Annotated in this window: 6 protein-coding genes; 2 read left to right on the top strand and 4 right to left on the bottom strand. The window is 61.7% G+C overall.

The window, feature by feature from the left end; all coding sequences use genetic code 11:
- The first annotated feature begins 2 nt into the window (after positions 1-2).
- Positions 3-596, top strand: coding sequence for a tRNA-uridine aminocarboxypropyltransferase (locus tag ACA056_RS21300; protein WP_497267539.1), 594 nt, complete (start codon positions 3-5; stop codon positions 594-596).
- A gap of 168 nt (positions 597-764) precedes the next feature.
- On the opposite strand, the gene ACA056_RS21295 is transcribed toward ACA056_RS21300, so the two are convergent.
- Genes ACA056_RS21295 through ACA056_RS21285 form a run of 3 tightly spaced genes read right to left on the bottom strand, consistent with a single transcriptional unit; the run spans position 765 to position 5,678 of the window.
- Positions 765-2,132: an HlyD family type I secretion periplasmic adaptor subunit gene (locus ACA056_RS21295; RefSeq protein ID WP_497267534.1), complete on the bottom strand. Its 1,368-nt coding sequence runs from the start codon at positions 2,130-2,132 to the stop codon at positions 765-767.
- Positions 2,133-2,141: 9 nt separating this feature from the next.
- Positions 2,142-4,301, bottom strand: a complete 2,160-nt coding sequence (locus tag ACA056_RS21290; protein WP_497267532.1) for a type I secretion system permease/ATPase — start codon at positions 4,299-4,301, stop codon at positions 2,142-2,144.
- A gap of 18 nt (positions 4,302-4,319) precedes the next feature.
- Positions 4,320-5,678 carry a TolC family outer membrane protein gene (locus ACA056_RS21285; protein ID WP_497267531.1) on the bottom strand — a complete coding sequence of 453 codons (1,359 nt, stop codon included), beginning with the start codon at positions 5,676-5,678 and terminating at the stop codon, positions 4,320-4,322.
- 592 nt (positions 5,679-6,270) lie between these two features.
- Here ACA056_RS21285 and ACA056_RS21280 point away from each other — a divergent pair.
- A complete protein-coding gene (locus ACA056_RS21280) occupies positions 6,271-12,195 on the top strand; it encodes a retention module-containing protein (RefSeq protein WP_497267530.1) in 5,925 nt (1,974 codons plus the stop codon).
- Between the two features lie 242 nt (positions 12,196-12,437).
- Here ACA056_RS21280 and ACA056_RS21275 read toward each other — a convergent pair whose 3' ends face one another.
- Positions 12,438-12,797: a DUF6124 family protein gene (locus tag ACA056_RS21275; RefSeq protein ID WP_497267529.1), complete on the bottom strand. Its 360-nt coding sequence runs from the start codon at positions 12,795-12,797 to the stop codon at positions 12,438-12,440.
- Positions 12,798-13,189 lie beyond the last annotated feature (392 nt).

The raw sequence follows: 13,189 nt of genomic DNA, 5'->3' as shown, positions 1-13,189 counted from the left end.
AAATGTCCAGAATCCAATGTCCGCGCTGCCTGCGTCCGCAAACCCATTGCCTGTGCCCGCTGATTCCGAGCCTCGACAGCCGCACCCGAGTGCTGTTGTTGCAGCATCCCAGCGAAGTGAACCATGCGCTGAACACCGCACGGTTGGCGGCGTTGGGGTTGAAGAATGCCGAGTTGATAGTGGGCGAGGTGTTCGAGGATTTGCCGGCATTGTTGAATCAGCCGGGTTATCAGGCGCGGCTGCTGTTTCCCGCCGATGATGCGCAGCCGTTGCAGGCTTACGCGGCAAATGATCAGCCGTTATTGCTGGTCGTCCCGGACGGCACCTGGCGTAAAGCGCGCAAGATGCTGCACCTCAACCCGCTGCTGGCGGCACTGCCGAGGGTGACGTTGGCACAGGGCGGGGTGTCGAGATATCGATTGCGCAAGGCCCCAGGGCCGGGCGCGTTGTCGACGGTGGAGGCGATTGTTCAGGCGTTGCAGACCCTCGAAGCACCGACCACTTTCGAGCCGTTGCTACGGCCGTTCGAAGCATTGATCGAGGGGCAGATTGCGGCGATGGGGGAAGAGACCTACCAGAAGAATCACGGCCGGTGATGACTTGTGGCGAGGGGGCTTGTCGGAACGCCGCACCGCCCCGTTGGGTCGCGAAGCGGCCCCAAAACCATTCGACCCGGTTGTTTCAGGCAGATCGCATCAGCCGGTTTTACGACGGCTTCGCCGCCGAACGGGGGCAAGCCCCCTCGCCACAGGGACCGCGTCGGTTTAACGTTCGCGCATCGCCTCGGTCCGGGCTTTGAGCACCGGTTTGAGCAAGTAATCCAGCACGCTTTTCTCCCCGGTGATGATGTCCACCGTCGCCACCATCCCCGGAATGATCAGCAACGGTTTCACATCCCCGCCCAAGTGATTCTTATCCGTCCTCACCTGAATCAGGTAGAAGCTGTTGCCCTTGTCATCCGTAATCGTGTCCGCTCCGATCAACTCCAGCTTCGCACTCAACCCCCCATAAATCGTGTAGTCGTAAGCACTGAACTTGACCATCGCTTTCTGCCCGGGGTGCAGAAAAGCCACGTCCTGCGGCCGGACTTTGGCTTCGATCAGCAAGTTCTCTTCAATGGGCACGATTTCCACCATGTCGCTGCCCGGCTGGACCACGCCGCCGATGGTGTTGACCTTCAGCACTTTGATAATCCCGTGAACCGGCGACACCACCGTGGTGCGGGTCACGCGGTCATCGATAGCAATGCTCGATGCCGTGATTTTCGACAGGTCGGTGCGTTTTTCATTCAGCTCTTTCGCTGCGTCGGAGCGGAAGGATTGTTCGGACTCGTCAATCTTGCTTTTGATCTCATTGATCGCCGATTCCGCACGGGGAATCGCCAGGGTCGTGGCGTTCAATGAACCGCGAATCTCCACCGCGCTGCGTTTGAGTCGCAAGATTTCCACCGGCGAAACCGCCCCGGAACCCACCAGCGGCGCGGACATGTTCATTTCTTGTTGCAGCAATGCCAGGCTTGAACTGAATTGGCCCTGCTTCGAGCGGAACTCCGCCAGCTCCTGGGTTTTCTGCCGAAGTTGCTCACTCAAGGTGCGCTGTTCGCTGGCCAGTCGCCGTTGTCGTTGCTCGTACAGCGAGCGCTCGTCTTCGGCCACTTGCGGCGCCTTGGCGATCACTTCGGGGGAGAGCTTGAACGGCCGGCCTTCCGCTTCGGCCGACAGCCGTTCGACCTGCGCGGTCAGCGCATAACGATCCGCTTCGCTTTCGCCCTTATTCGACAGGAATCGAGTGTCATCGAGGCGCAGCAAGGTGTCGCCCTTGTTCACCATTTGTCCTTCGCGGACGAAGATCTCAGTGACGATGCCGCCCTCTAGGTTCTGGATCACTTGAACCTTGCTCGACGGAATCGCCTTGCCTTCGCCCATGGTCACTTCCTGCAGCACCGCGAACTTGGCCCAGACCACCGCAGTGATAATCAGCGCAGCCGCCAGCCACACGGTGATCCGCGACCAGCGTGGTGAGTCCTGCAACGAGGCGCCGGCGGTTTCCGGCATGAATTCGCTTTCGGCGCTTTTGCTGAAACTGCCGAAATAGCCGCGATCCTTTGAAACGTCGGATGATGAACGGGCCATGGCTAGCTCCTAGACAGCCGCAGAGCCGACACGGCCCTTGCGCAGTGCATCGATGACCACTTCTTTCGGGCCGTCGGCGACGATCCGCCCGTTGTCCAGCACCACCAGGCGATCCACCAGGCTGAGCATTGAGGTACGGTGGGTCACCAGCAGGAGGGTTTTGCCCTGGACCCAGCGGTGGAGTTTTTGCCGCAGAACGTCTTCGCTGCTGTTGTCCATGGCACTGGTGGGTTCGTCGAGCAACATGATCGGCGGATCCAGCAACAAGGCGCGGGCCAGCAACACCGCCTGACGTTGACCGCCGGACAGCAGTTGTCCGCGTTCACCCACCGGCCGGTCGAAGCCTTGCGGATGCTGACGGGCCAGCTCGGTGACGCCGGTCAGTTCGGCGACTTCGAGCATCCGTGAATCGCTGATGTAGCGTGCGCCGAGGGTCAGGTTGTCGCGCAGGCTGCCGGCCAACAGTGGCAGGTCATGGGCGACGTAACCGATCTGCTGGCGCAGGTCGGCGACGTCCAGTTGCCGCAAGTCCAGGCCATCGAGCAGCAGCTGGCCTTCTTCCGGTGCGTAGAAACCCATTACCAGCCGCGCCAGCGTACTTTTGCCTGAGCCGCTGCGGCCGATGATGCCGATCCGCTCGCCGGGTTTCACGCTGAAGCTGATGTTGGCCAAGGCCGGAGCGTTCTGGCCGTTGTAGTGGAACGTCACACTGCTGATGTCCAGCGCGCCTTGCAGTTGCGTGCGCTCCAGCGGCCGTTGTTTGGCGTCGCGTTCCTGCGGCAAGGACATCAGCGCATCGGTGCTTTTCATGGTCAGTTGCGCTTGCTGGTAGCGGGTGATCAAACCGGCAATCTGCCCCAGCGGCGCGAGCACCCGGCTGCCGAGCATGTAGGTCGCCACTAGCGCGCCGACGCTGAGGTTGCCGGCGATGATGCTATAGACCCCGGCGACGATGGTCGCCATGCCGGAGAATTGCTGGATGAACAGCGTGCCGTTGGTGGCCAGCGCCGAGAGGTTGCGCGCATGGCTGTCGAGGCGGGTGAGGGCGCCGTGGGTGCTTTCCCATTTGTGCTGGCGTTCGCTTTCGGCGCTGCAGGCCTTGAGCGTTTCCAGACCGCCGAGGGTTTCGATCAGCAGCGCCTGGCGTTCGGCGCCCAGGGTCAGGCTTTTCTGTACGGTGTCGCGCAGGCGCACCTGGATCACCATTGCGAAGATGATCGTGATCGGAAACGCCAGTAACGGAATCACCACCAGCCAGCCGCCGAGCAGGCCGATCACCACCAGCATCAGCACGGCAAAGGGCAGGTCGATCAGGCTCGTCAGCGTCACTGCGGTGAGGAATTCCCGCAGGCCCTGGAAGTCATGGATGCTCTGGGCGAAACCGCCAATGGTCGCCGGCCGCGCTTTCATCGCCATGCCGGTAATGCGTTCGAACAACGTGGCCGAAAGGATCACGTCGGTTTTCTTCCCGGCGGTGTCCAGCAGGTGCGCGCGGACCACCCGCAGCACCAGTTCGAATCCGGTGCCGATCAGCAAGCCAATGGACAGCACCCACAAGGTCGACGTGGCCTGGTTCGGCACCACTCGATCGTAGGTCTGCATCACGAACAGCGGCACCATCAACCCCAGTAGGTTGATCAGAAAACTCGCCAGAATCGCATCGCTGTACAGCCACTTCGACAGCTTCAACGTGTCGCGAAACCACGCCTCAACCCGCGGCACCAGCGGTGAGCGCAAGTCTTCGAGTTCATGCCGAGGCCGCGCGAACAAGGCCTGGCCGCTGTAATTCTCGGCCAGTTCATCGCGGCTGACCCATTGTTCACCGCCGTCGGCTTCGCTCGGCAAAATCAGCAACTGCCCGTCATCGCCGAAGCGTCGTAAAACGGCCGTACGGCCGTTGTTGAGGATCAGCATTACAGGCAGGTTGAGGGCGGAAATGTCCGCCAGTTCACGGCGCAGCAATCGTGCCTGCAAACTGGCCCGGGCCGCTGCGCGAGGCAGCAGGTCCAGGCTCAAGCGTTGTTTGTTCAGAGGGAGCCCGGCACTCAGGCTGGCGCGACTGACCGTCGCGCCGTGGAGTTTGCAGAGGATCAACAGACCGTCCAGAAGCGGGTCATCGAAGCTCAGGCGCGGATCGACACCGATGTTGCCGGGTTCCATGCTGGTCACATTGATCTCTCCATAGGCCTACTTCAGTTCAGGCAAACGGGCTTCGTTTTTTACTTCCGTGGAGGCGATCGCATCGGCGGGCAACACCACCCGTTGTTTGCTCAGCAACTGACCCATGTTTGCCAGCACGCGGTACATCGAGAACTCCTCGGTGTAGCGCACTTCGGTGTAGCGGCGGTTGGCGTTGTAGAGCTCGTTTTCACTGTCCAGCAAGTCGAGAAGGGTGCGTTGGCCGAGGCCGAACTGATCCTGATACGCCACGCGCACGCGTCGGCTGGTATCCGCGTATTCGCGGGCGGTCGGGGTTTGTTTCTTGGCATTGACCATGGCGTTCCAGGCCAGGTGAATGTTCTCGTTGAGTTGGCGCAGGGCATTGTTGCGGATGTCCATGGCCTGGTTGATCTGGTGCGCATTGGAGGCCAGGCGAGCCTTGTCGCTGCCACCGCGGAACAGGTTGTAGTTCATCACCACGCCGACTCGCCATTCGTTGTCGTGGCCTTCATCGCCCTGCACGTTGTTGTTCGCACCCACGGCGGCTTCGGCATCGAAACGAGGGTAGAACGGCGACTTGGCAACTTCGTACTGGCTCTCGGCCGATTGCACATCGGCCTGGGCGGATTTCAGGTATGGGTTGTTTTCCACCATGCTTTGCTGGGCTTCCTGCAGGGTGGCGGGCAGTTCGCCGCGGGTCGAGGGCGGGGCTTCGAGTTCATCGGGCAGACGCCCCACGACGGCGTAGAAGTTCGATTCGGCATCCGCCAGATCGACTTCAGCGGTATCGAGGTTGTTTTGTGCCAGTGCCCGACGAGCGACGGACTGATCGGAGTCGGCGGTGCTGCCGATACCACGCTGAGTACGCAGACCGATCTGATCGTTCACCCGCATGTGAGCTTGCAGGTTGTTCGTGGCCAGGGTCACCAGTTCGCGGCGCTTGAGCACTTCGAGGTAGACCTCGATGGTGCGCAGGGCCAGATCCTGGGCGGTGCCCTGAGCGTAATAGGCCCGGGAATTGACCACACCTTTGGTGCGCTGGACTTCGTTGGAGGTGTTGAAACCATCGAAGAGCATCTGCCGCAGACGCAATTCCGATTGGGTGTAGGTCAGGATTTCGGTGTGGTGATTGCCGAGTGCCCGGGTGTTGGTGTTATCGCTGTACCCGCGCCCGTAGGCGGCATTCAGATCAACCGATGGATAAAAGCCCCCTTTGGCGACTTTCACTAGCTCATCGGCCGAGAGGCGGCTGTCCACGCGCGAAGCTAGCTCCGGGTGGGTCGCGATGGTGCTCTGGATTGCCTCCGTCACTGACATGGCCTGAGCCTGTGAAGTGCAGGCCATGGCCAGCAGAATTGCGCTGCAGAGGGGGGTTAATACGCGCATGGATGCCTCTCCCTGATTCCTAATGGTGCTTATTAGTCGCCAAATATTTGACGGCATTTATAGTGAAAACCGTTTCATGCTTGTAACAACAGAGCTAAGAACATTCTGGAGAAAACCATAGAAGAATTTTTCATAAGGTTTATGCCGAAAAAAACTTATGCGCTCCGCAAAATCCAGCACATTGTTCACTCCGAAAGCCCTTGATTTATGAGCGTTAGGGCGCTCGACGGGGCTTGAGGAAAGTTCCAGACCACATATCGACATAGGGCGGGGAAGTGCTGGAGGGGAGGGAAGCGGACGGTTTTCTGGTGACGGTTTTTTGTCACCTTGGTGGATCAAAACCGTTACGCATCGCTCAAAGGGCGACTTGTTGCGCAAGTGGATCCCGATGCCATTGATTGCAGAGGGTTTTTATCCCGCAGCAGAACAGGTCGCCCGCGAGCGGCACGCTTGGCGAGAACGGCGCCAGGGCAGTGGCTACTTCAGGTAACCGCTGCCAGCAGGCGATTGCGCCAGGCAACCCGTTAGAGCCATGAGCACGTTCTTCGCAAAAACAGGATGCCGACAGAGGTTGGCAGCGGAGGAAGTGCACATGGCTACGCTCATCGGTATTGTCAGTAAGGTCATTGGTCAGGTGTTCGCGGTTGCGAGCGATGGCACCCGACGCGCGCTGGTCGAGGGGGACCGGTTATTCGCCGGCGATCAACTGGTCACCGGGGCCGAAGGCGCGGTGGCGGTTCATCTGCAGAATGGCCAGGAACTGACACTTGGGCGTGACAGCAGTATGGAGATGACGCCCCAGTTACTCGCGCATCAGGCACCCCATGTAGACACCGCTGAAGCGGTGACCCCGACTCAAGCGCAACTGACCGATGTCGAACAACTGCAAAAAGCGATCGCTGCCGGCGACGACCCGACCCAGACTGCTGAAGCTACGGCGGCCGGACCGGGTTCGACCGGCGCACCTGGTGCACTGGGTGGCGGCCACACGTTTGTCATGCTTGAAGAGGTGGGCGGGCGGGTCGATCCGACTATTGGTTTTCCTACCGCAGGCTTCAACGGCATTCCCGAATTTCCCCTGGAACGGCTGGCCGGAAACCCGGACAACGGTGACAACGGCGACAACGGCGACAACGGCGACAACGGCGACAATGGTGCAGGCGGTTCAGGCGGTTCAGGCGATTCAGGTGGTTCGGGTGGTTCAGGAGGTTCAGGAGGTTCGGGTGGTTCAGGAGGTTCAGGAGGTTCAGGAGGTTCAGGCGATCTTCCTGTAACACCGGTTGTTCCTGAAGTGCCGAACAATCCGGTGACCCTCACCGGCCTGTCGGTGGCAGGGGGCGAACTGACCCTCAATGAGGCCAACCTGGCCGACGGTTCGGCCCCCAACCCTGGGGCACTGACCAAGACCGGCACGTTCAGCGTGTCTGCTCCTGACGGGCTGACCAGCCTGAGCATCGCAGGGGTCAACGTGATCAGCGGCGGCGTTGCCGCAGGCTTCCCGCAGTCGATCACCACCCCGTTGGGCAACTCCCTGACCGTCACCGGCTACAACCCGGCCACGGGGGTTGTTAGTTACAGCTACACCCTCAACGACAATGAAACCCATCCGGCCGGTGACGGCGCCAACAGCATCACCGAGAATTTCGACGTCGTTGCCACCGATACCGACGGCAGCACGGCGACCGGGCAAATCAACGTCAACATCGTCGATGACTTGCCGACCGCCAACTCCGACTCGACCTCGGTCGCGGAGGGCGGCATCGTCAGTGGCAACGTGATGTGGAACGATGTCACTGGCGCCGATGGCCCCGCCGCAGGGGGCGCGGTGGTCGGCGTGCGTGCCGGTTCAGACACCTCCACCCCGGTCATCGGCGGCCTGAACAGTCAGATCAATGGCACCTACGGTTACCTGACGCTGGACGCCCACGGCAACGCGGTCTACCACAGCAACCCGAACGCCGTGAGCGGCCCCGGGGCTACCGACGTCTTCACCTACACCCTGCGCGATGCCGACGGTGATGAAAGCACCACCACCATCACCATCGACGTGAACAACAGCGGCATCATAGCGGTCAGCGACAACGACGTGACCGTCTACGAAAAAGCCCTCGACCTGAACCAGGACGGTCAGGATCTGGCGCCCGGCACCGTTACCGGGAGCCTGCCGGGCAATACGGGCGAAACCGCCAGTGGCACGCTGGTCGGTTCGGTCAGCGGCGCGGTCGGCGTGATCACTTACACCCTGGTCGGCAGCGCCACCGGCACCTTTGGCCAAATCCTGCTCAACCCCGATGGCTCCTACACCTACACGCTGACGTCGGCGCCAAGCACCACGCCGCATGCAAACGACGGCGCCAACACGTTGAGTGAAAGCTTCACCTACAAAGCCACCGACGCCCTGGGCAACAGCACCACCAGCACCATCGTGGTCAACATCGTCGATGACTTGCCGACCGCTCATGCCGACGAGACTTCGGTCGCGGAGGGCGGCATCGTCAGTGGCAACGTGCTATGGAATGACGTCGGCGGCGCCGATGGCCTCGCCGCAGGAGGGGCGGTCGTCGGCGTGCGGGCCGGTTCAGATACCACCACCTCGGCCGTTGGCGGCCTGAACACTCAGATCAATGGCACCTACGGTTACCTGACGCTGGACGCCAATGGCAACGCGGTCTACCACAGCAACCCGAACGCCGTGAGCGGCCCCGGGGCTACCGACGTCTTCACCTACACCCTGCGCGATGCCGACGGTGACCAAAGCACCACCACCATCACCATCGACGTGAACAACAGCTGCATCGTCGCGGTCAGCGACAACGACGTGACCGTCTACGAAAAAGCCCTCGACCTGAACCAGGATGGCCAGGATCTGGCGCCCGGCACTGTTACCGGGAGCCTGCCCGGCACTGGCGAAACTGCCAGTGGCACGCTGGTCGGTTCGGTCAGCGGCGCGGTCGGCGTGATCACTTACACCCTGGTCGGCAGCGCCACCGGCACCTTTGGCCAAATCCTGCTCAACCCCGATGGCTCCTACACCTACACGCTGACGTCGGCGCCAAGCACCACGCCGCATGCAAACGACGGCGCCAACACGTTGAGTGAAAGCTTCACCTACAAAGCCACCGACGCCCTGGGCAACAGCACCACCAGCACCATCGTGGTCAACATTGTCGATGACTTGCCGACCGCTCATGCCGACGAGACTTCGGTCGCGGAGGGCGGCATCGTCAGTGGCAACGTGCTATGGAATGACGTCGGCGGCGCCGATGGCCTCGCCGCAGGAGGGGCGGTCGTCGGCGTGCGGGCCGGTTCAGATACCACCACCTCGGCCGTTGGCGGCCTGAACACTCAGATCAATGGCACCTACGGTTACCTGACGCTGGACGCCAATGGCAACGCGGTCTACCACAGCAACCCGAACGCCGTGAGCGGCCCCGGGGCTACCGACGTCTTCACCTACACCCTGCGCGATGCCGACGGTGACCAAAGCACCACCACCATCACCATCGACGTGATCAACAGCTGCATCAGCGCGGTCAGCGACAGCGACGTGACCGTCTACGAAAAAGCCCTCGACCTGAACCAGGACGGTCAGGATCTGGCGCCCGGCACCGTTACCGGGAGCCTGCCCGGCACTGGCGAAACTGCCAGTGGCACGCTGGTCGGTTCGGTCAGCGGCGCGGTCGGCGCAATCACCTACACCTTGGTCGGCAGCGCCACCGGCACCTTTGGCCAAATCCTGCTCAACCCCGATGGCTCCTACACCTACACGCTGACGTCGGCGCCAAGCACCACGCCGAACGCCAACGACGGGCCGAACACCCTCAGCGAAAGCTTCACCTACAAAGCCACCGACGCCCTGGGCAATTCCACCACCAGCACCATCGTGGTCAACATCGTCGATGACCTGCCGACGGCTCATGCCGACGAGACTTCGGTCGCCGAAGGCGGCATCGTCAGTGGCAACGTGCTGTGGAACGACGTTGGCGGCGCCGATGGCCTCGCCGCAGGAGGCGCGGTGGTCGGCGTGCGTGCCGGCTCAGACACCTCGACCTCAGCCGTTGGCGGCCTCAACAGTCAGATCAATGGCACCTACGGTTACCTGACGCTGGATGCCAACGGCAACGCCGTGTACCACAGCAACCCGAACGCCGTGAGCGACCCCGGGGCGACCGACGTGTTCACCTACACCGTGCGCGATGCCGACGGTGACCAAAGCACCACCACCATCACCATCGACGTGATCAACAGCTGCATCAGCGCGGTCAGCGACAGCGACGTGACCGTCTACGAAAAAGCCCTCGACCTGAACCAGGACGGCCAGGATCTGGCGCCCGGTACCGTTACCGGGAGTCAGCCGGGCCACACACTTGAAACTGCCAGTGGCACCCTGGTCGGTTCGGTCAGCGGCGCGGTCGGCGCAATCACCTACACCCTGGTCGGCAGCGCCACCGGCACCTACGGGCAAATCCTGCTCAATCCCGACGGCTCCTACACCTACACGCTGACATCGGCGCCAAGCACCACGCCGCAGGCGAACGACGGCGCCAACACCCTCAGCGAAAGTTTCACCTACAAAGCCACCGACGCCCTGGGCCATTCCACCACCAGCACCATCGTGGTCAAAATCGTCGATGACCTGCCGACCGCCAACCCCGACTCAGCCTCGGTAGCGGAGGGCGGCATCGTCAGTGGCAACGTGCTGGCGAACGACTTCGGCGATGCCGATGGAGTTGGGGTGGTCGGCGTGCGTGCCGGTTCAGACACCTCGACCTCGGCCATCGGCGGCCTGAACAGCCAGATCAATGGCACCTACGGTTACCTGACGCTGGATGCAGCGGGCAACGCGGTCTACCACAGCAACCCGGACGCCGTGAACGGTCCCGGTGCGACCGACGTGTTCACCTACACCTTGCGCGATGGCGATGGCGACGAGAGGACCACCACCATCACCATCGACGTGAACAATAGCTGCATCAGCGACAACGACGGCAACCTGGCCAGTTCGACGTTGACGGACCCAGTCATTGCGAACGCGCCACCGGTGGTGGTCGATGACCACGTCATCACTAACGTGCTGTCGGGCAACATCGTGGTACCGGGCGAGTTGTTGCTGGCCAACGACACCGATCCGAATGGCGATCCGCTGACCGCTTCGCCGACCACCGTCAACACCGGCTGGATTGCCAAAGGCGCGGACTTCACCGGCACCCATCAAAACTTCAGCTTCACCGGCGGTAACGCGCAGGCGGTGACCCTCGCCCGCAGTGCATTCGTCGCCAACACGGCAGCCATGACGGCGGTGTTGGTGGTCAGCGGGGCGCTGGGAGCGGTCAACAACCCCCACGATGAGGACCGCATCACGGTTGACCTCAAACAGGGTGAGACCCTTAACCTGGATCACAATCTGGTGGCCGGTCATGTCGCCATGGAGTACTCAATCAACGGCGGCGCATGGATCGCCCTCGCGGACGGGCAATCCCTCACTGCAACATCGGACAGCACCTACCAGATCCACATCACCAACATCGACAACGGTGGTCCGGGCAACAGCGGGAAGGGGGCGGAAAACTACCAGCTGACCATGACCGTCAACTACGCCGGGGCCCACGACATCACGCCAGATGCCCACGGCACCTACACCGCCAGCGACAGCCATGGCGGCAGCGACAACGCCGCCGTGACCATCACCTATCAGGACGGCCACACCCTAACCGGCACGGCGGGCGACGATGTACTGGTGGCGGGCGCCGGTAATAACGTGATCAATGCCGGCGACGGTAACGACGTGCTCACCGCCGGTTCCGGCAACAACGAAATGCACGGCGGCGCCGGCAATGACTTGCTGTACAGCGGTGCGGGCAATGACCTGCTCGACGGCGGCACCGGCGTCGACATCGCGAGTTATGCCCACGCCACGGCCGGCGTCACGGTCAATCTGGGTGTGCTCGGTGCGCAGAACACCGGGGGCGCCGGGACCGACACCCTGACGGCGATCGAAAACCTCACCGGCTCGAACTTCAACGACGCCCTCACCGGCGACAACAACAGCAACATCATCAACGGCGGCCTGGGTAACGACATGCTCAATGGCGGGGGCGGCGACGACTTCCTCATCGGCGGCCTGGGCAACAACACCCTCACCGGTGGCAGCGGTGCCGACACCTTCCAGTGGCTCAAAGGCAACAGCGGCCACGACGTGGTCACCGACTTCACGCCGGGCATCGACAAACTCGACCTGTCGCAACTGCTGCAAGGGGAGAACAGCACCGCGGCGTCGCTGGATGACTACCTGCACTTCAAAGTCACCGGCAGCGGCGACTCACTGGTCACCAGCATCGACGTCAGCGCTATGGCTGGCGCCGCGCCGAATCAAACCATCGACCTGGCGGGTGTGAATCTGGCCAGCCATTACGGCGTAACGCCGGGGGCGGGTGGGGTGATTGCGGGGGGGCACGATACGGCGACGATTATCAACGGGATGTTGAATGATCATTCGTTGAAGGTGGATACGGTGTGATCGGCTTTTGATTCGAGCCTGAAACGACAAAACCCGCCGCCCGATCAAACGGGGCGACGGGTTTTTTCTGTCTGAAGAGATGTGTTGTCGGTGAGTCAGCCTTTGCGAGCAAGCCCGCTCCCACAGTTGATCCTCAGCGATCACAGATTTTGTGTTCGACAACGATCCAATGTGTGCGGGCTTGCTCGCGAAGAGGCCGGAATGGACACCGAATCAATCAGTAAGTGTTCCTCAGGCCTTGGTCAGCCCGGCAACTCCAGATTATCCAGCACCCGATTCACCGCCAGTTCCCCGAGCATGATCAATTGCGCAATCCCCAACACCGTCCGGCGCTGCGGCCCCGGCAACTGGCCGGCGAAGTCCTGGGCGATGGTCTTTGCCGAAGCGAGAGTTTCGCAGGCATCGGTCAACAGTTCCTCGTTTTTTGTGTCCGCGGTCACGGCATACATCCCGCGGGTTTTACGTGGGGGCGGCGTGGAGCCGGGCGGGCAGAGGTAGTGGTCGAGCGCGCGGTCAGCGGCTTCGTGGAGTTTTTTCGAATCGAGGGAGTCGTAGGGGGAGGTGGGGGCGGTTTCGGGCGGGTTGGGTGTGGGTTTGAACATGGATGAATCTCCAAATCATAGAAAAGGAGCCATCATCTTTCGCTACCAAACGAAGGGGTGGTGGCCATACGAAGGTTGGTAGACCGGTGACTTGGAAAACCGGCGCGCCCGAAGACGCCCTGCGCATGACCACCATAAATACACAGCCCCGGAAGGGCCTGTATCGGGTGACGCTATGCGCCAAGTCTAAGCCGGGCTACCAAACCCGATCGCTGATTCGTCAGCGACCGGACCACAATAGAACCCACCCCCAAGGCGCACAAGCCGGCGGATTCTGGCGTAGCTGTAGGCAATGGCGCAAGGATGTGTAGCCTGGGAGGCGTGTCCGGAAGTGTTTTTAAACGCCATAGTTTAAAAGCAAAAGATCACAGCCCCCGGCAACTCCAGCAGGA

The sequence above is a fragment of the Pseudomonas sp. LBUM1666 genome (assembly GCF_059695775.1).
This window is presented reverse-complemented; position numbering and strand designations above follow the sequence as displayed.

What these genes read in the sequence shown, in the direction of transcription:
- ACA056_RS21300 (WP_497267539.1), top strand. Translation starts at nt 3, where the DNA reads ATGTCCAGAATCCAATGTCCGCGCTGCCTGCGTCCGCAAACCCATTGC.
- ACA056_RS21295 (WP_497267534.1), bottom strand. Translation starts at nt 2,132, where the DNA reads ATGGCCCGTTCATCATCCGACGTTTCAAAGGATCGCGGCTATTTCGGC.
- ACA056_RS21285 (WP_497267531.1), bottom strand. Translation starts at nt 5,678, where the DNA reads ATGCGCGTATTAACCCCCCTCTGCAGCGCAATTCTGCTGGCCATGGCC.
- ACA056_RS21280 (WP_497267530.1), top strand. Translation starts at nt 6,271, where the DNA reads ATGGCTACGCTCATCGGTATTGTCAGTAAGGTCATTGGTCAGGTGTTC.
- ACA056_RS21275 (WP_497267529.1), bottom strand. Translation starts at nt 12,797, where the DNA reads ATGTTCAAACCCACACCCAACCCGCCCGAAACCGCCCCCACCTCCCCC.